We start from the raw sequence: 20065 nt of genomic DNA, 5'->3' as shown, positions 1-20065 counted from the left end.
TTCAGAAAAGAGACAGCGATTACGGTTACAAAATAGTCGCTACCAATATTAACGGTGCAAAATACTAAATAAAACGTTAATATCCCATAAGCTATTGATTAAAAGGCGACTTTTAGACAATGCTATCGTAATTTTTAGGTAATATCCTATCAATCACACCTTTTTTGTTAACATGCTTTTGACAAAGGCTCAGGTTTCTGAAAAAGTAGACAATTCATCAACTTCTTTGCGGCATCGAAAGAGAATAAGTATAAAAATTATGCCTAAAATTTTATTGTTAATCTGTATTTATTTTATTTGTAGCTTTGGCGTAACAGCCATTGAAGCTGACAACACCGAATCAAATTTTGATATTCTACTCAATCATACCAATTATGGTGTTGCCGATGGTTTATCACAAGATACCGTTACCGCCATTGTAGAAGACAAAGAGGGCTACGTTTGGGTTGGTACCATCAATGGCTTAAACCGTTTTGATGGTAACGAGTTTAAACAGTTCTATGCTGGTGACGATGCAAAGTCTCTCCCCAGTTCTTTTATCCGCAATTTGCTTATAGATGATAATGGCGTGCTGTTAGTTGGGACGGATAAAGGTCTCGTTCAATTTGATAAAGAAACAGAGTCATTCAGTAGAAACAGTATTTCTACTCAAATTGGTGATCAAGCCATTTGGTCAATATCAAAACAAGATGATAAAATTTTCATTGGTTTAAATAATAAGTTTTTGTCTTATGACTATAAAAGTTTAAAAGTTAACTACTCATTCGAAAACAACACAATAAAAGAGATTAAGAATATAGTTATTCTTAACAAAGAAATATATAAGAAATTATGAAGAATTTATTTTCTATAACAGACAATACGTTGACAAAATATTATCTAACACAAATGATTTGGCCTAATAAATAAAAAGTAGTAACGACTACTAAAGATGGTGTTTTGATATTTCTAATAGTATAAAGAAAATATCAAACCTAAAATTAACAAACATAAGCACCAATATACGAAACAAAACGGTATCTATTAACGAGAATGAGATTTATTCATTAAGCTACAATAAAAATTTATAGCAAAAATAGGTCAGCTAAACATTGAGAAAAGAAACTTAAAAACATTTATCAAAGAAAAACAATAATATATATCAAACTATAACGATGGATTTATAGTAATAGCTCACAATGCAAATTACATTAATAGAATAAATATAAAAAGAAAGTGTATGGTCTATATCTTCAAATAATGAGAAAATTTACTTAATAGGCGATAATAGTTTATTAAATATTTACAACAAAATCTACACTTCATAAAAAGAAAAAGTTAATGTCCCTCATGGTCCAAAATCTATATTAGTTGACCAAGAAAACCTTTTTATCGGGACTTCTTCTGGTTTATATATGAAAAATCTAACATCCGGCATTGAAAAGAAGTTAATCAACGAGAATGTATTTAATATAAAAAAATATAATGATTTCCTATATGTATCTACATTCACTGGGAATATATATAAAATGGAAGTTAATGGCGAGATTGTGGAAGTTATTTATACAAAATCTAGTTATCCTGTTTATGACACCTTACTGATAAATAACTCACTATGGATAGCATCTCAAAATGGATTGCTTCGATATAAAAATGATAAAATAGAGTCATTTTTTGACGACGATTTCGTATTCAACTTACTTGAGGTTGATGGTGATATATATTTTGGAACAAGAAATTCAGTATATTTAATAGAAAACAGTGAAGATTTAGAAATATCAAAAGCATCAAAAATATTAAGTAGAAATAAAATAATATACTCGTTAACTAAATTAAATAATAAAATAATCGCAGCCTCCAATCGAGAAGTTAACATCATCGATCTTTCTGATAAAGTTAACTATACATTAGGAACGAACAATGGATCATCGGAGGATTACAACACTCAAGCATCGCTAGTTTTAGATGATAGGTTATTATTAGGCAGCAGTAATGGAGTAAGCTTAATTAACCCAAATAATATTGTAAAAAAATTAGATGAAGAACAAGTAAAGACTATCAACTTCCAAGAACTTCTTTTATTTAATACTCCAACAAATATCGGAGATGGCATTCTTAAAAAGCCATTAAATGATCAAAATAAAATAACATTAAAGCATTCTGACTATCCATTTACTATTAAATTTAATATCTTAGGAGATCTAAGTTTTAATTATGAGTTTTTTTACTACTTAGAAAATCTTGAGGAAAACTGGCTGCCAACAAATGGTAATAATACTGTAACATATACCAATTTATCTGCAGGAGAATATGAGTTCAAAGTTTATGCGGTAAATAAACTATCAGGTAAAAAATCAGATATCAGAAGCTTATCTATATTAATTACTCCTCCTTGGTGGTTATCAAGACAAGCTAAATTAGTATATGGTTTATTAACTCTTATTATAATTTTACTATCATTCAAAGCAATTATCCGTCGTCGACAAATTCAGAAACAAATAGCCCAGAGTGAAGAGCGGTTAAAGCTGTCTTTATGGGGTAGTGGCGATGAAATGTGGGACTGGGATATTGAAAGTGGCAAAATCTACCGTTCTAACATTTGGGGTTCTTTAGACTTCCCTCAAGATGGTCGCCGCTCGGGTAATGCTGACGAAGAAAGTAATATCCACCCTCTCGATAGAGATAGAGTCACAAAAGCGTTAAACGATCATTTTAATGCGATAACCGACCATTTTGAAATTGCTTATCGTGTTAAAGCGCGTAACCAGCAATGGATATGGATATTAGACAGAGCCAAAATAGTTGAACGCGATCAAAAAGATCAGCCGCTGCGGATGACGGGCACCATTAAAGATATCAATAATATTAAACAAGCAGAAGAGCAATTACGCTTGTTCGCTAGAGCAATTGAGAATATCTCTGAAGGGATGTTTATTCTCGATGAGAAGTATCAATTTGTTGAAGTCAATAATGCCTGTTGTGAACTAACAGCCTCTACAAAAGAGAAGTTTGTCCATGAAATACTCAATTTCACTCGCTATCCAGCAAGTTATTCTGAACAAATAAGAAATTTACTAAAACAACAAGGTCGTTGGAGCGGTGAAATTGAAGCAAGTAAAGGCAAAGACGGTTTCTTCTTAATCGAGCTGACAATCGACGCCATATACAATGAGCAAGGCGAAACAAGTCATTACGTTGGCGTGTTTTCCGATATTACCCGCCGTAAACAGCAAGAAGAAGAGCTCAGAAAACTGACTAATAATGACTTACTTACCGGGCTGCCTAATCGTTCTAGTTTACAAGTGACCTTAAGCAACTTAGTCAAAAAAGACATTCATCACACCTTAATGGTACTCGATTTAGATAACTTTAAGCGTATCAATGATTCTTTAGGCCATCAAATTGGTGATGATTTATTGATTGGTGTTGCTGAGCGAATTCAGTCAACCATTCCAAAACATGCCAGCTTATACCGTCTCGGTGGTGATGAATTTGCTTTACTCGTCGATCAACTCCCAGATATAGGTTCTTGTGCCGCCATAGCTACCCAAGTCATTAACTGTCTAAAACCCGTCTTCACTGTTAATAATGACTCGCTAGTATTAGGTATTAGTATCGGCATTGTGCTTTATCCTGAAGATGAGCAAAACGAGCAAGCCTTATTGCGTAAAGCGGACATCGCCATGTATCACGCTAAGTCAGGGGGTGGTAACCGCTATCAGTTCTATTCAGAATCATTAAACCAAAATGCTTTACGCCAACTGGAAATCGAAAGTTTAATTCGGGAAGCACTAAAAGATGATTTATTTGAAGTCTATTACCAACCTAAAGTCGATGTAAAAAAAGATCGCCTCACTGGAATGGAAGCGTTAGTGAGATTAAATCACCCTAAATTAGGCCTGATAGGACCGAATGAATTTATTCCACTTGCTGAAGAAAACGGCCTGATAGTTGAAATTGGTGATGTTGTAATGCGAAAAGCCTGTTTTGCTGCGCAGAAATGGTTGGAACTAGGACTATTTAGTGGTCGCGTTGCGGTCAATTTGTCATCAAAACAATTTGCACTTCCTGATTTACTATTACGCATAGAGTCTATTTTACGCCTCACAAAGCTACCGGCTGAACACTTAGAACTGGAAATCACTGAAAGCACTGTCATCAAAAACCCAGAGCAAGCCATTAAAGTGATGCAACAATTGGCAAAAATGGGTATTAGCCTCGCTCTTGACGATTTTGGTACCGGTTACTCTTCTTTATCATATTTAAAACGATTCCCTATCAACTGTTTAAAAATTGATAAAACCTTTGTTGATGATATTGATAAATCAGACCGCGACCTCAAGATGGTCGATTCTATTATTACCATTGCCCATAATATGGGGTTGACGGTCGTTGGTGAAGGTGTAGAACAAACCTCACAACTCAACATTTTAAAAGCACTTAACTGTGAAGAAATTCAGGGGTATATATACAGTAAGCCTATCAAAGAAGCAGACTTTGAGTTAATGCTCACTGCAGACAAACTCAAATTTGACACTCTAAACGGCAGGTTAATTAAAAAATAAATCATCTCCTCATATATTTGGCATGACAAATGCATTTCTAGGTTCAGTTGTAAAAATAATATTGTTATTTAACCCTGAGCTTGAATTACCAAATATAAGAGAGATTAAAATGATTAAAGGAATAATTACTGTAGCAGTTTTATCGGCATTATCTATTGGTAGCTTTGCAATGGAAAATGGACTTGAAACTAAATCAGCCAAAAATTTAACTATAAAAGTTATCGAGCAGAACAATGATTTAGAAACAGCTGGCATTCCATACATCAAAGTACTCGATACCCAAACAGCTGGCATTCCATACATCAAAGTACTCGATACCCAAATAGCCGGTATTCCATACATCAAAGTTCTCGATACCCAAACAGCTGGTATTCCATACATCAAAGTACTCGATACCCAAATAGCCGGTATTCCATACATCAATACCCAAATAGCCGGTATTCCATACATCAAAGTACTCGATACCCAAATAGCCGGTATTCCATACATCAAAGTACTCGATACCCAAATAGCCGGTATTCCATACATCAAAGTACTCGATACCCAAATAGCCGGTATTCCATACATCAAAGTTCTCGATACCCAAACAGCTGGTATTCCATACATTAAAGTTCTTGACACTCAAACAGCTTAAGGAGAATCCTATGTTTACTTCTCTAAAAATTGCACTTGGTTTAGCAAAACCAGCTCGTAAGAAAGTAAAATTACCTGAAGGTCTAAACCACCTCGAAGTGATCCAAGCTAAAGCGTGGTGGAAGTAGTCGGTATAGTACTGACGGATGGTTCACCATCAGCCACAAAAAAGGAGCATTAGCTCCTTTTTTGTTGAGTTTCTGACGCAGACTACATAGGCTTAGCCGTCCATTCTATATCGACCATGTCGACATACTTTCATATCAGCCAAGCGTTAGTGCCTGCTAAACATAGGTGAGTGGCCCTAGAATACAGCCTATGCATCACCAATACTTTATTTATATTCCATATTGATAAGCAGCAAACTAAATAAAAAAACCACAACTAATACTCGATAAAACTAGTATGAATAACTAAACTGCATTATCACTGAACCTCAAATAACTCAGTTAATCTAATCCCTGCCTATACACCATTTCGACGCTTATTTAACTTGTAAGTGATGATATTAACATCACATTACCCGTGCGATGACAGCTTAATGGCGGCATCTGATCCCATGATCAAATAACGTTATCATACTTAAGAATGTGTACTATACCGAAAAGAAGTAACGTATCGATTAAAAAACAGGCAAAAGTATGCCTTTAACAAATAAAAAAGCGGCAAGTTATTGCCGCTTTTTTATTACAATGTGATAACTAAAAAGCTATCTATACAACAAAGAGTTTACTTTGTGTAGAACAGACTTCCATCCTTGGCCATTTTGACTAACGTATCACACGGTGAGAAACGCTCACCGTAGAGTGATTGATAACCTTGTAATGTCGCCACTAAGTTACTTGCACCTAATGTGTCAATGTAACGGAACGGGCCACCTAAGAATGGCGGAAAACCAATACCAAATATCGCACCGATATCACCGTCTCGAGCAGAAGCAATGATCCCCTCTTCAAGACAACGAACGGCCTCATTGAGCATTTGAATAGTACAACGCTCAGCCACATTTTTTGCTTCTTTATCTGAAGCAATTGAAATATCGAGCACTTTGTAAACTGACTCATCAACTGATTTAGCTTTTTTCGCTTTAGGACCATATTGGTAGAAACCTTTGCCATTCTTGCGACCTTTACGATCGTCGGCGAGTAACTTCTCAAATGCAGCAGGTGCTTTAAAACGTGCGCCTAACTCTTTTTCTAAAATAGGCGAAATTTTGCCGCCAACGTCAATACCCACTTCATCCAGTAAAGTCATTGGACCGACAGGAAAGCCAAACTTCACTAACGAGCCGTCTAAATGCTCTATTCGTTGGCCTTCGAGTAATAACTGCGCCGCTTCATTCATGTATAGCGCTAAAATCCGGTTAACATAAAAACCAGCACCATCTTGTACCACAATAGGCGTTTTACCTTGCTTACGAGCAAAAGCCACGGTCGTTGCAATGGTTTCAGGTGACGTTGTTTTATGCGCAATAACTTCAACCAACGGCATTTTTTCTACTGGAGAGAAGTAATGTAGACCAATGACATTTTCAGGACGGCTTGCTGCTTCGGCAATTTGTCCAATCGGCAGAGATGAAGTGTTGGATGCGAAAATGGTGTTTTCACCGCACTCACGTTCAACATCTTTCACCATCTGATGTTTCAATGCGAGGTCTTCAAATACTGCTTCTACAACGATATCAGCATCTTTAATGCCTTTATACTCAGTGGTTGTGGTCATTAACGCCATTAACTTGTCGCGGGCCGCAGGCGTCATATGGCGACGTTTAACCCCTTTATCTAATAGCTTGTAAGCATAAGCTAAGGCATTACTCAAACCTTGTTCAGAGATATCTTTCACTCGAGCGGGGATTTTAGCCTTCGTTGTGGTCACAGACGCAATACCGCCGCCCATTAAGCCACCACCTAATACCATCACTTTTTTGACTTTACGAGGTACAGCGCCTTCAGCGCCAGTCTCTTTTTTCATCTCGGTAGTAGCAAAAAAGAGTCCTCTCAGTGCGGCTGATTCTTTAGACATCACCAAATTAGCAAAATGAGTCGCTTCGACCTCAAGACCTTTCACCATACCTTTACTCATACCTTGGCGAACACTGTCTATGATCTTAGTCGGAGCAGGATAATTACCTTGAGTCTTCTTTAACACTTGCTTACGCGCTTGATCAAAAATGATGTCGCGCGTAAATGATGTTGATTCTAAAAACTGATTAATTTTAGATTGCACCACTGGCTTAATGGCTTTTTTGCCTTTTTTAGCCAGCTCGATTGCGGTTTCTAATAAAATTGAATTAGGTACGACATCATTCACTAAGCCCATTTTTAACGCTTGTTTAGGGCGAATTTGCTTACCGGTTAACATCATATCAAGTGCTGTAGTAATACCGACTAAACGAGGCAAACGCTGGGTACCACCCGTGCCAGGCAGCAAACCCAGTTGTACTTCGGGCAAACCTAGCATGGTTTTTTTATCATCACTGCATACCCGTAAATGACATGCTAGCGCTAACTCTAAGCCACCGCCTAAACAAGCACCATGTATCGCAGCAACAACCGGAATAGATAATCCTTCAAGTTCAGAAAATAGCACATGACCTTGTTGTGATAATGCCTTAGCATCTTGCTCACTCTTACATGCCGCGAGCATGCTAATGTCAGCACCAGCAACAAATGAATCCGCTTTACCAGAGATAATGACTAAACCTGTAATGCTTGGATCAGCTTTAACTTCAGCTAAAATTTCTGTAATTTCAGGCCCAAATTCCGCCCTTAAGGTGTTCATGGTTTCGCCAGGAACATCCATGGTTAAAATCGCAATACCATCATCACGACGAGCTAAATTAAATGTCTTTTCCATGCTCATTACTCCACCTCTAAAATCATTGCTACGCCTAAACCACCCGCTGCACAAGCCGTTGTCAAACCTGTACCACCACCACGACGCTTAAGCTCACGACAGACTTGGGTGATCAATCGAGTACCGGTTGCCGCAAAAGGATGGCCATAAGCCAATGAACCACCTAATACGTTAAATTTACTCATGTCGATTTCACCAATGGCACGATCTCGACCTAATTTTTCTTGGGCAAACTTTTTAGAAGCAAACATTTGCATGTTCGCTAATGTCTGCGCTGCAAACGCTTCATGCATTTCAATCAGGGTTAAATCCTCTAATTCCATACCCGCACGTTTTAATGCTAAAGGTGTGGCATACGATGGACCCATCAACATATCTTGCCAAACATCAATAGCAGTAAACGCGTAACTCTTAATGTAACCCATTGGCTGATAGCCTAAGGCTTTGGCACGACCTTCGCTCATTAAAATGATTGCAGAGGCACCATCAGTTAATGGCGTACTGTTCGCCGCTGTTACCGTGCCGTGTTGACGGTCAAAGGCTGGGCGCAATTTGGCATAAGACTCTAATACTGAGTCTTCACGAATATTATTATCGCGATCAATAAATTGTTTGTACGGAGGAATATGAGCGGTCATGACTTCATCGCGCAGATAACCTGAATTCCACGCTTCTGTCGCCAATGTATGCGAGCGGTGCGCTAATGCATCTTGATCAGCACGGCTAATATGATAGGTTTTAGCCATTTGCTCTGCAGTTTGTCCCATCGATAAACCAGTTGAATACTCAGCAACAGCTGGCGGTACTGGCATAAGATCTTTCAGGCCTAAACGACGTGCAATAGCAAACTTTTGCTTGAAAGTACGCGCTTTATTTAAGTCGACAAAGGCATGTGCCAGCTTTTTTGACACACCAATCGGTAATACTGACGACGAATCAGAACCACCCGCTAAACCGATTTCAATGTTACCCGTCATAATTGACTCAGCCACATTGACGGCAGATTGAAAACTAGTCGCACAAGCTCGGGTCACCGAATAGGCATCAGTTGACACATTCATTCCCGTACCGAGTACAATTTCACGGGCTATGTTTGGCGCTGCGGGCATTTGTACCACTTGGCCATAAACAAGTTGTTCAATTAATTGAGGGTCGATTTCAGAGCGAGACAGCAACTCATTTACCACCATTTTGCCCATATCCAGCGCAGATACGCCATGAAAAGCGGTTGCTTGTTTCGCAAATGGTGTTCTTAAACCGGCAACAATCGCAATGCGTTCACCCCGGGAATTCGTTACCTGTTGTCTATCACTCATGTGCCACCCTCTATTATTGTTAGTTCATCTCGGCTCGGCCGGTAAGTTTCTATTTTGTTAGATAGTCTGGTCAGACCATCAAAGCGTGATCTAAGTCTAACTTTTTATTGCATGGTTTTAAACAGGCGTTTATAACTATCTGCTTCATTAATAGTTAAAATGTGTTAATCCTACTAGCCAAAAACCAATAGAATTCATAACATAGGTTTTAATAACCCCAATGCAAACTAAATAAATTGAGTACCGCTATGTCGTTAAGTCGTTTCCACTCACTACGAACCTATTTAGATACTGTAGTGTTAGGCCAACCCGTATTAACTGAAAACTTGCTGATCGCACTTATCGCCAACGGACATTTATTAGTTGAAGGACCGCCAGGTTTAGCTAAAACCCGTGCAGTAAAAGCATTATGCGATGGCGTAGAAGGCGAGTTTCACCGTATTCAGTTCACTCCAGATTTACTGCCAGCTGATTTAACCGGTACCGATATTTATCGTCAGCAAACGGGTACATTTGAATTTGAAGCGGGGCCAATCTTCCATAATCTTATTTTAGCGGATGAAATTAACCGTGCCCCAGCTAAAGTACAATCTGCTTTATTAGAAGCCATGGCCGAAGGTCAAGTTACCGTCGGTAAACACAGCTATCCATTACCGCCGCTATTTTTAGTCATGGCGACACAAAACCCACTTGAAAACGAAGGCACTTACCCGCTACCAGAGGCACAATTAGATCGTTTTTTAATGCATCTTAATCTTGATTATCCTAGCGCTGAAACAGAATGCGAAATCTTACGCCAATCGCGTAAAGAGGCCAAAACACATCAATTGCCGACCATTGAGCCTGTCGCTCAAGCCGACGTATTTGCCGCCCGGGATCAGGCATTAGAGATTTATTTAGCTGAACCGTTAGAGAAATACATTGTTGAAATTGTTATGGCCACTCGCCAACCAGCAAGGTACAGCACTGATTTAGCCAAATGGCTTGAATATGGTGTCAGCCCTCGAGCCACGATTTCATTAGAACGTTGTGCAAGAGCACGTGCTTGGTTGCATGAACGCGACTTTGTCTCGCCAGAAGATATTCAAGCGGTTGCACCCAATGTTTTACGTCATCGTTTATTGCTCAGTTATCAAGCACAAGCGGAAGGTGTCACTGCAGATCAGGTGATTGATCACATTCTTAGCCAAGTTGCCGTACCGTAAATATTACAATACGGACACCAACGATTAAACATGATTAGATTATGATGAACCAAACTAATTCATTACCACTTTACAGTGATGGTATGAGCTTAAACGAGCAGGAACTTATTGCTTGTCAAAGCTTATCGCGCGCGATACCCGATCGCCCATCGCGGGCTAAAGCAACATTATCGGGTCACAGAAACAGCCAGATAAAAGGCCGCGGGATGGAGTTTGCCGAAGTACGTCATTACCAAAATGGTGATGATGTTCGTACTATCGACTGGCGAGTAACGGCTCGTACAGGCGTCGCGCACACCAAGCTTTTTGTTGAAGAACGTGAACGCCCTATTCTGTTGTTAATTGACTTAAGCCACAGTGCATATTTTGGCTCCCAGCTACTATTACAATCAGTTCAAGTGGCCCATTTAGCCACAACCTTAGGTTGGAATGCCATTAACCATGGCGATAGACTCGGGGCATTAATTGCTAGTGAAAGTACTCATTTAGAACTCAAACCGCGAAGCCGTCGCCAAGGGATTTTACAGTTAACCTCAGGACTTATTAATGTTCATCAACAGCAATTAAGCCAAATTAATCAATTGTCATCGGATCCAGGTCACATGTTTAAAGCCTGCCAACGGTTGCAACGTATTGCCAAACCGGGATCACTTATTTGGATCATCACCGACGGCCAAAATATTAACCAACAATGTTTAGCGCCCTTAACTGAATTATCGCGTCACTGTGATATCGGCGCGTTTGTGGTCACCGACCCATTAAGACAAGGGACCTTAGCGTTACCCAAACAATTTGCCTTACCTGTTCGTGATGGCCAACAACAACTAACCTTAACACGGCAAAGTTATGAGGCTTGGTTAGCGGATCAACAAGCACAGCAGCAACAATTTCTTGCCTTAATGAATTTGATCAAAGTACAACCCAAATTCATTGATGCTGCCAAACCTCTCAGTGCACAATTGGATATTTTACGTTAAATGACCACTCAGAATTTACCAACACAACCAATGCCAATCGATACTAAAGCATCCGCTTTAGGGCAATTGCAAGATATTGCGTTACCCGATCCTATTAGCGCTATGCCTATTGCACTAGGATATTGGATAATCGCGGTAGTATTTGTCGCCTTAGCGAGTTGGCTGAGTTACCGTTTTTACAAGCAACATCAATATCATGCACCACGAAAAATAGCGCTGGCGCTGCTAGAAAATTATAATATTGACGATGATGCCTTTGCTGCACAAGTCAATAGCTTACTCAAACGCACTGCACTAACCTATTTACCACGCGAGCACCTCGCCAAACTCAATGGTCAACCTTGGTTTGATTGGTTAGATACTCGTCTCGCGCCTGGGCAACAACATAAAATCGGTCCATTATTAGTTAAGCGTCATCAAGCGAGTGGCTTAGATCAAACCGAAAATGCACAATTACACCGTTTAGCAAAAGGCTGGCTAAGCAATAAACGTCCTTTTAGTGATGCGACCTTAACATCCAACCATACCCATCAGGAGGCCTAATGTTAGCATTTTACTGGCCATGGTTATTAATCTTACTGCCGTTGCCGTTGTTAATTAAGCGCATCAATTTAACCAATGTCGGCGGACATTTACAATTACCCGGCATCACCACTACGGTTACAAAAACAAACTCAATAAGCCATAAAGGCGGCCGTAAACGTTATTGGTTAATGTGGATATGTCTATTGTTAGCGGTAGCTAGGCCACAATGGCTAGGCGATCCAATTGAATTACCTTCAAAAGGTCGTGACTTAATGATAGCGGTCGATTTATCAGGCAGCATGCAAATTGAAGACATGGTAATAAACAATCAAACAGTGGACCGATTTACCCTGATACAACATGTCCTAAGTGACTTTATCGAACGCCGTAAAGGTGATCGACTCGGACTGATTTTATTTGCTGACCATGCTTATTTACAAGCACCACTGACCCTAGACCGTCGCTCTGTGGCCACATTTCTAGACGATGCACAAATAGGTTTAGTCGGTAAGCAAACCGCTATCGGTGAAGCTATCGCGCTGGCGGTTAAACGCTTTGATAAAGTAGATGAAAGTAACCGTGTACTGATTTTACTCACGGACGGTTCTAATAATGCCGGCAATATTGAACCCGATATTGCCGCCCAAATTGCCGCTAAACGTAATATCACCATTTACACTATTGGTGTTGGCGCAGAAATCTTAGAACGGCGAACTATTTTTGGCAAAGAGCGCATTAACCCATCAATGGACTTAGACGAAGTCCAACTCAAAAAATTAGCCAACATGACCAAAGGTCGTTACTTTAGAGCCCGAAACAGTGAAGAACTAGAAAGCATTTATCAAGAAATAGACAAGTTAGAACCTGTGAGTCGAGATCAATTGAGCTACCGCCCCAAAAGTGAATTATTTTATTGGCCGTTATTAATGTCATTATTAATCAGTTTTTTAATCAGCTTGCAACAGCAATGGCCTGCTCAGTTAGTGCCTAAAACAAACGCTAATAAAGAGGCGAAAAAGTAATGGTTCATTTTATTCGCCCAGAGTGGCTAATCGGGTTTATTCCGGTGGTGATATTAAGTGCATTATTTTGGCGTAAACATAGCCAGCAATCTGCATGGAAGCAGTATATTGCTCCGCATTTAAGTCAGTTGCTGATCACTCAAACAGTCGATAAAACTCATCAACCTAAATGGCTATTAATTGCCTGTTGGATGATTGCAGTGATCGCGCTTGCAGGACCGGCATTGAATAAACAAAGCCTGCCAGTATTTGCTACCGAGCAAGGACGAGTGCTCATTATGGATATGTCCCAGTCCATGTATGCCACTGACTTAAGCCCGAACCGCTTGTCCTATGCTAAATTTAGAGCGACCGATTTACTCAACGAATTAAAAGAAGGCGAAACCGGGCTGATTGCCTATGCAGGTGATGCTTACACTATTAGTCCGTTAACCCGAGACAGTGGCACCATTTTAAATTTACTGCCTACATTATCACCCGATATTATGCCGACCAAAGGCTCAAACTTAACGGCAGCATTATCACTAGCAGAAAAGCTGCTGGCTCAAGGGGGCCATGTCAGTGGTGATATCATTGTTATGACCGATGGCATTTCTGCACAACAATATGATCAAGCCACAAATGCACTCAACGGCCGTTATCGTTTATCAATCATGGCTTTTGGCAGTAAGCAAGGCGCACCCATTCGTTTAGCTGACGGCCAATTACTGCGTGATAATAGTAACGAAGTGGTAGTGACTAAAACCGATTATGTTTTGTTGCAACAACTTGTGCAACAACATCAAGGGATCCTTGTGCCAGCCCAAACCGATGGCAGCGATGTCACAACGTTAACCCACTGGCTAACGTCAGAAGGCGATGCAACCGAAACTGAACTTGTTGGTGAAACCTGGCAAGATCTGGGGCCATATCTTGCCATGTTATTAATTATTCCGATGTTAATGAGTTTTAGACAAGGATTGCTCACTCTAATATTGAATCCATTACTATTACTTGGCACCTTAATGAGCTTAAGTGCCGTCAATAGCCAACCTGCACAAGCCTCAATCTGGCAAGACTTATGGAAAACCCAAGATCAACAAGCACAATCAGCGTTTGAGCAAGGTGAATTTACCCAAGCCGCTGAAACATTCGAGAACCCACAATGGCAAGCCTCTGCGCAATACAAAGCCGGTAATTATCAACAAGCACTAGCAGGATTTGAGCAAGATAACAGTGCAAACGGATTGTATAATCAAGGTAATGCACTGATGCAGCTTAACAATTATCAAGAAGCGATTAACCGTTATCAACAAGCCCTAGAGGTACGTTCTCCATTTGCTGAAGCACAGCAAAACCTTGAGCTGGCTAAAAAAAGACGAGAGCAACAAAAACAATCTGATCAGTCAAATCAAGACCCATCAGGTGATGGCCAACAGTCAGATGACTCAAAGTCTGACCCATCAAATTCAGACAAATCTAAGCAAGACTCTAATTCGTCGTCCTCTGAACAGTCACGATCAAATCAGCAAAACGATGAGCAAAATAATCAACAAAGCGATGAGCAGAAACAGAACCCGTCACAAAACGAGACTGGAAGCGATCAAGCAGAACCATCGCAAGGCAAGTCAGAGGAAAGTACAGATCAACCGTCTGATCCTCAGCAGCAACAAAGTGATAAACAAGACAACAGCGACAATAGCCAAGCAGCTGGTGAGCAAGCTAATTCAGAACCTTCACAGAGTAATAGCCAATCTCAGCAAAGTGATAAAAAACCGAGCGATGACAAATCACTGAGTAACGAAGCCAGCATGCAAGCAGAGTCAGGCCAAGCACAAAATCAGCCTACCGAAAAACAACCATTGAGTGCATCATCTACAGAGGAAAGTACAACAGATAAGCCAGCAAGTGATTCTGCTGAAGTGGTATCGGCTTCGCAAATGAACCAAGATGATTTACCTGCTGACATGCAGCGTGCATTACGTGCCATTAATGAAGACCCACAAGTGTTGATCCGCAACAAAATGCAACTTGAATACCAAAAACGTCGTCAAAATAGCCAACCTACCAAGGATAATGAACAGTGGTAATTAGAACCTTTTTTAGCCTATTGCTATTCATCATTGCAGCCCCCGTCTTTGCACTTAGCCAAGTGCAAGCAACCGTAGACCGTAACCCGGTTGTTGCTGGTGAATACCTAGTACTCGATGTTATTGCCGATGATGATCTCAATGCCGGCGCATTAGATACCTCGGTATTGCTCAATGACTTTATTGTCGGCAGAACCAGTGTTGGCCGTAGCACCAAAATGATTAATTTTGACACCAGCAAAGAAACCCGCTGGCAGATATTATTGTCACCTAAATCATTAGGTAATGTCACCATACCTGCTTTCAATATCACTGGCGTTAGCTCTCAACCCATCACTCTAAAAGTGATACCACAAGGTGCTCAGCCAAGTGAAGTACAAAATGTGTTTATTGATGTTGACACCCCTGCATCCGACGCCTATGTCGGGCAATTAATCACTTATAAAGTAAAATTATACCTTGCAGTAGAATTACAGCGCGGAGTGTTAAGTGCCCCCGTGATTGAAGGGGCGCAAGTCAAGCAAATCGGTGATGACAAAGACGGCAGCGAAATTGTCGAGGGTCGTCGCTTTAGAGTGATTGAGCGCACCTACGGTATTATTGCCGATCTTCCAGGCGAGTTGGTGATTAATGGCGCGAGTTTTTCAGGCGATGTGTTAGTGGAAGCAGCAAGACGTGATGGTATGTTTGGTTTTAACGAAAGTCGTCCAATACAAACTGAAGCACAAAGGCAAGTCATTCAAATCAACCCAACGCCACCAAGCTATCAAGGAAAATGGTTGGTCAGTGATATTGCGGTGTTAAAAGAAACCTGGCCAGATAATATCAGCGAATTTGAAGTGGGCAGCCCGATCACTCGCACTATCAGTTTAATCGCTTCCAATACCGATAACACCAGCTTACCTGATATCGACATTCCGCTTGCTGAGGGATTAAAGGCGTACCCAGAAAAGCCGTTACGACAAACTTTTGTACGTGATAATCAAGTGGTATCTCAATACAGTTTAACCACTGCCATTGTGCCAACAAAACCAGGCACCTATACCCTACCCGAGATACGTGTTCCTTGGTGGAATCCGCATCTTAAAAAACAACAATTTGCCACGCTTCCTGCTCGCACCATTAATGTGATTGGCAGCACTGTTACCCCGACAAATATTCCATCAACAGCTCGTTTTACCGAGAATGAATCCGCAGGTTATTGGCCTTATATAAGCGCAATATTGGCAGTACTTTGGATAATCACCCTCATATTATGGCGTAAAGCCGTGATAGCAAACGTTGCCATTAGTGATGAAACACCCAAACGTAAAAAAATACCTACAACAAATGCGACAACGGGATTAAATGCCATTATTCATGCCTGTGATCGTAATGACAGCAGTGGTGCAATAAAGGCCGTACAACAATATTTTAGTCAGTGCTTAGGTCAACCTATGAGTTTGACCCAAATAAGCAGACTATCAACACAGCTTGCGTTTGCCATTCATAAATTACAAGCTGATAGATACAGTAGCCAACCACAAGCAATGGACAAAAAAACGCTAATGGATGCGATTTTAGCGTATCAGCAACCATCCATTGCCTATAAAAAATCGTTAATTGCAGAGCTTAACCCCTAGTATCAAAAGGCTAGGTAGCAGGTGAATTCTGCTATTTAGCTTGCTATTAAGCCATCCCCTTTTTAAGCTGTTACATATTATTAACTCAAAAAAGTTAAAAAATGTTTGATTACCTGCGAAAGAAAAAGTCCGAACCCGCGGTCTTATCTGAGATGCTAACAAAACAACGACGATACGATAGCCTTGTCAGGGCCCTTCATACCGACATTTTTCGCTACGCCTTTTGGTTATGTGGTGATAAACATGTCGCCGAAGATATTACTCAAGAAACGTTCTTAAGAGCGTGGCGAGCATTGGACTCTTTAAATGACGATAAAGCCGCTAAAGCATGGTTAATTACCATTTTAAGACGGGAAAATGCCAGACGTTTTGAGCGTAAACAATTTAACTACAGCGACGTGGAACAAGAATTACTTGAAGATGTTCGCTCAACAAGTCATGAAGAAGATACTGAACAGTATTGGTTACGTCGTCAAATAGGTAAACTCGATATCGAATACCGAGAACCTCTGTTATTGCAGCTGATCGGCGGGTTTAGTGGTGATGAAATTGCCACCATGCTCGAGCTCAATCGAAATACGGTAATGACACGTTTATTTAGAGCCAGAAACCAGTTAAAAGACGCTCTCGAAGCACCTGAGGTAAGAGGTCAATCAAATGGATGATCTACAGTTTCGTCGCCAAGCATATGGTGACCCCAATAATCAGTCCGATGAATTTTTAGCTCATTTAGCTGAAAATAAAGACGATGCTAAATTTGTCAAAGACCTAAAAGCTTTTGACCATAAACTCATCCAAGCACTCAATATTAGCGTACCTAATGATTTGGCTGATAAATTGATTTTACGACAGCAATTGAGTCAACATCAAAAGAGTAAAAAACACTCTCGTTATATGATGGCAATGGCTGCATCGGTCGCATTTATTGTGGGTGTCAGCTTTAGTTTATTGCGCTTTACGCCCGTAAACTTAGGCGAAAACTCGTTGGCTCATGTTCACCATGAAACCAAAGCATTAATCATGGAACAAGATATTGGTTTTAATGACGTAAACTTTAAACTAGCCAGTTTAGATGGATTACGTGATTCGAAGTTTATCCAACAACCTGGGCGCGTTTTTTACACCTCATATTGTGACTTCCAAGGTGTCAAATCATTGCACTTGGTGATGGCCGACGAGCACGGAAACAAGGTCACCTTGTTCATTGTTCCCATAGAAAGCCGTATTGTGTTAGAAGAAGCTTTTGCTGATAACCAATATAAAGGCAAAAGTTTTCAAACAGCTGATGCCTATATGGTCTTGGTTGGAGAACCCGCTTCGGATCTTGATTTTATCAAAAAAGAAGTTGAAAGCACCTTTATTTAAATGATATTGATGACAATCTAAAATCCGCTACTTCATTGAATAGCGGATTTTTTTACACTTGAATAATTCAAGGTGTGAACTATATTTAACTTCTACAAGCATGTTGGCCATAAAAATAATTAATTGGAAGCCATATGGAAATTCAAACACCGATCCTCATTACCTTTATCGGATACTTGGCTTTAATGATGGGCATTGGTTACTGGGCCTACCGTAAAACCGATACTGTCGATGATTACATTCTCGGTGGTCGAAAAATGGGCCCCGCGGTAACCGCTCTGAGTGTGGGTGCATCAGATATGTCAGGTTGGTTATTACTTGGTTTACCCGGTGCCGTATATTTAAGCGGATTAGGCGAAGCATGGATTGGTTTTGGATTAGTGTTTGGCGCTTGGCTTAATTGGCTATTTGTCGCCAAACGTTTGCGTATTTATACCCAAGTTGCCAATAATTCTTTAACGTTACCCGATTTTTTTGAAAACCGTTTTAATGACTCTCATGGGCTATTAAAATCGATCTCAGCGTTAACTATCATCATATTCTTCACCTTCTACGCATCTTCAGGCATGGTGGGCGGCGCGATATTATTTGAACAGGTATTTGGTCTCGATTATACCGTCGCCTTAATAATCGGCTCATTTATTATTGTTTCATATACCTTTGTGGGGGGATTCTTTGCCGTTAGTTGGACAGACTTCTTTCAAGGTTGCTTAATGTTAATAGCATTAATCATCGTGCCAATATCTATCTTTAGTCAACCAGATACACAAGCAGGTCTTGAAAAAATTGATCCAGCCATGTTGTCATTTATTAATGAAAACACCACGGTTATTGGACTTGTCTCTCTACTGGCCTGGGGATTAGGTTATTCCGGTCAACCGCATATTTTGTCTCGTTTTATGGCTATCGGCAACCCGAATGATTTAGTGCTTTCCCGACGTATCGCGATGACTTGGATGATATTATCGCTAATGGGTGCCTTAGCCACAGGTATTGCTGGCAGTCTTTACTTTGCTGCCGATCCACTTGAGAACTCAGAAACGGTATTTATTTATTTAGCTCATGTGGCCTTTAATCCTTGGATTGGCGGTTTACTCATTGCGGCTATTTTATCTGCCATCATGAGCACGATTGATTCACAACTATTAGTCTGTTCCAGTGTGATCACAGAAGATTTTTATCTTAAATGGTTGCGTCCCCAAGCCAGCAGTAAAGAATTAATGCTAGTAGGAAGAATTGGCGTTATCGCTATCGCATTAGTGGCTGGAGTGGTTGCATTCAATCCTGAAAGCAGTGTTTTAGGGCTCGTCAGTTATGCATGGGCGGGGTTTGGAGCTGCATTTGGCCCCGTGGTGTTATTATCGCTTTTTTGGCAGAACTATAGTCGGAATGGTGCGATTTCAACCATTTTGGTGGGTGCGATAACGGTAGTGATATGGAAACAAATGACTGGCGGTATTTTTGATTTATATGAAATCGTACCTGGATTTATTTTTGCAATGTTAATTGGCGTCATCGTCAGTAAAGTATCACCACCAACACAAAAAACTATCGCCGACTTTACGGCTTTTCGTGAATCATTAAAATCATAGTACTTTTATGTCGTTCACTGATCTTGATAACTCAGCGTCTCTCCCTCAGAGGTTGAGTTATTCACTACCGTAATGGCGTTAAGTTACCAAAAAATTCAAAAAAAGATGACGTTACGTCATATTAAGCCGATTATGGTTAATCGTTATTTGTTTGATTTAACATCATTCAGTATAAATAAACGTTAATTGACATCTCCCCGCCTATTAATTGTCGTATTAATACTGACGATAATTTACCTATACTGTCATGCTATCAAACACCTACTTCACCATTAAAAATAACAATTAACATAACATTAACAACAACTAACATCTGGTCGGAGTTGTCACATTGTTCAC

13 protein-coding genes and 1 pseudogene are annotated in these 20065 nt (G+C 40.2%); 12 read left to right on the top strand and 2 right to left on the bottom strand.

All coding sequences use genetic code 11. The features are described 5' to 3' along the window. Positions 1-259: 259 nt before the first annotated feature. From CXF80_RS00525 to CXF80_RS00515, 3 genes and pseudogenes are all read left to right on the top strand, one after another. Positions 260-835: a ligand-binding sensor domain-containing protein gene (locus CXF80_RS00525; protein ID WP_157822158.1), complete on the top strand. Its 576-nt coding sequence runs from the start codon at positions 260-262 to the stop codon at positions 833-835. 376 nt (positions 836-1211) lie between these two features. Further along, a pseudogene (locus CXF80_RS00520) lies at positions 1212-4544 on the top strand (EAL domain-containing protein); the annotation flags it as partial. A gap of 109 nt (positions 4545-4653) precedes the next feature. Continuing rightward, positions 4654-5178 carry a hypothetical protein gene (locus CXF80_RS00515; RefSeq protein ID WP_101030243.1) on the top strand — a complete coding sequence of 175 codons (525 nt, stop codon included), beginning with the start codon at positions 4654-4656 and terminating at the stop codon, positions 5176-5178. A gap of 728 nt (positions 5179-5906) precedes the next feature. On the opposite strand, the gene fadJ is transcribed toward CXF80_RS00515, so the two are convergent. Together fadJ and fadI are read right to left on the bottom strand one after the other, a co-directional pair. Continuing rightward, a complete protein-coding gene (fadJ, locus tag CXF80_RS00505) occupies positions 5907-8033 on the bottom strand; it encodes a fatty acid oxidation complex subunit alpha FadJ (protein WP_101034625.1) in 2127 nt (708 codons plus the stop codon). Between the two features lie 5 nt (positions 8034-8038). Next, entirely contained in the window at positions 8039-9349 is a 1311-nt protein-coding gene (fadI, locus tag CXF80_RS00500; RefSeq protein WP_101030241.1) for an acetyl-CoA C-acyltransferase FadI, read from the bottom strand. Between the two features lie 248 nt (positions 9350-9597). Here fadI and CXF80_RS00495 point away from each other — a divergent pair, with 248 nt between their 5' ends. The 9 genes from CXF80_RS00495 (at position 9598) to putP (ending at position 19726) form a co-directional block, all read left to right on the top strand. Further along, positions 9598-10554 carry an AAA family ATPase gene (locus tag CXF80_RS00495; protein WP_101030240.1) on the top strand — a complete coding sequence of 319 codons (957 nt, stop codon included), beginning with the start codon at positions 9598-9600 and terminating at the stop codon, positions 10552-10554. A gap of 41 nt (positions 10555-10595) precedes the next feature. Then, positions 10596-11531, top strand: coding sequence for a DUF58 domain-containing protein (locus CXF80_RS00490; RefSeq protein WP_101030239.1), 936 nt, complete (start codon positions 10596-10598; stop codon positions 11529-11531). Beyond that, positions 11532-12074 (top strand): DUF4381 domain-containing protein, encoded by a 543-nt coding sequence (locus tag CXF80_RS00485; RefSeq protein WP_101030238.1) that lies wholly within the window; start codon positions 11532-11534, stop codon positions 12072-12074. Beyond that, positions 12074-13078 (top strand): vWA domain-containing protein, encoded by a 1005-nt coding sequence (locus CXF80_RS00480; protein ID WP_101030237.1) that lies wholly within the window; start codon positions 12074-12076, stop codon positions 13076-13078. Before CXF80_RS00485 ends, CXF80_RS00480 begins: the two co-directional genes overlap by 1 nt. Further along, entirely contained in the window at positions 13078-15147 is a 2070-nt protein-coding gene (locus CXF80_RS00475; protein ID WP_101030236.1) for a VWA domain-containing protein, read from the top strand. The genes CXF80_RS00480 and CXF80_RS00475 overlap by 1 nt, the downstream gene beginning before the upstream one ends. Continuing rightward, positions 15141-16769: a BatD family protein gene (locus tag CXF80_RS00470; RefSeq protein WP_101030235.1), complete on the top strand. Its 1629-nt coding sequence runs from the start codon at positions 15141-15143 to the stop codon at positions 16767-16769. The genes CXF80_RS00475 and CXF80_RS00470 overlap by 7 nt, the downstream gene beginning before the upstream one ends. Positions 16770-16870: 101 nt before the next feature. Next, complete coding sequence (locus CXF80_RS00465; protein ID WP_101030234.1) at positions 16871-17434, top strand: sigma-70 family RNA polymerase sigma factor; 564 nt, start codon at positions 16871-16873, stop codon at positions 17432-17434. Beyond that, positions 17427-18134 (top strand): DUF3379 domain-containing protein, encoded by a 708-nt coding sequence (locus CXF80_RS00460; RefSeq protein ID WP_101030233.1) that lies wholly within the window; start codon positions 17427-17429, stop codon positions 18132-18134. The genes CXF80_RS00465 and CXF80_RS00460 overlap by 8 nt, the downstream gene beginning before the upstream one ends. A gap of 134 nt (positions 18135-18268) precedes the next feature. Continuing rightward, positions 18269-19726: a sodium/proline symporter PutP gene (putP, locus tag CXF80_RS00455; protein ID WP_101030232.1), complete on the top strand. Its 1458-nt coding sequence runs from the start codon at positions 18269-18271 to the stop codon at positions 19724-19726. The last annotated feature ends 339 nt before the right edge of the window (positions 19727-20065 follow it).

The sequence above is a fragment of the Shewanella sp. Actino-trap-3 genome (assembly GCF_002836275.1).
GTDB lineage: Bacteria > Pseudomonadota > Gammaproteobacteria > Enterobacterales > Shewanellaceae > Shewanella > Shewanella psychromarinicola.
The sequence above is the reverse complement of the archived record's forward strand: the minus strand, read 5'-3'. Positions and strand labels throughout refer to the sequence as shown.

Bases quoted from the DNA above. Each gene is read 5' to 3' on its own strand.
- CXF80_RS00525 (WP_157822158.1), top strand. From the start codon at position 260: ATGCCTAAAATTTTATTGTTAATCTGTATTTATTTTATTTGTAGCTTT.
- CXF80_RS00515 (WP_101030243.1), top strand. From the start codon at position 4,654: ATGATTAAAGGAATAATTACTGTAGCAGTTTTATCGGCATTATCTATT.
- fadJ (WP_101034625.1), bottom strand. From the start codon at position 8,033: ATGGAAAAGACATTTAATTTAGCTCGTCGTGATGATGGTATTGCGATT.
- fadI (WP_101030241.1), bottom strand. From the start codon at position 9,349: ATGAGTGATAGACAACAGGTAACGAATTCCCGGGGTGAACGCATTGCG.
- CXF80_RS00495 (WP_101030240.1), top strand. From the start codon at position 9,598: ATGTCGTTAAGTCGTTTCCACTCACTACGAACCTATTTAGATACTGTA.
- CXF80_RS00490 (WP_101030239.1), top strand. From the start codon at position 10,596: ATGATGAACCAAACTAATTCATTACCACTTTACAGTGATGGTATGAGC.
- CXF80_RS00485 (WP_101030238.1), top strand. From the start codon at position 11,532: ATGACCACTCAGAATTTACCAACACAACCAATGCCAATCGATACTAAA.
- CXF80_RS00480 (WP_101030237.1), top strand. From the start codon at position 12,074: ATGTTAGCATTTTACTGGCCATGGTTATTAATCTTACTGCCGTTGCCG.
- CXF80_RS00475 (WP_101030236.1), top strand. From the start codon at position 13,078: ATGGTTCATTTTATTCGCCCAGAGTGGCTAATCGGGTTTATTCCGGTG.
- CXF80_RS00465 (WP_101030234.1), top strand. From the start codon at position 16,871: ATGTTTGATTACCTGCGAAAGAAAAAGTCCGAACCCGCGGTCTTATCT.
- CXF80_RS00460 (WP_101030233.1), top strand. From the start codon at position 17,427: ATGGATGATCTACAGTTTCGTCGCCAAGCATATGGTGACCCCAATAAT.
- putP (WP_101030232.1), top strand. From the start codon at position 18,269: ATGGAAATTCAAACACCGATCCTCATTACCTTTATCGGATACTTGGCT.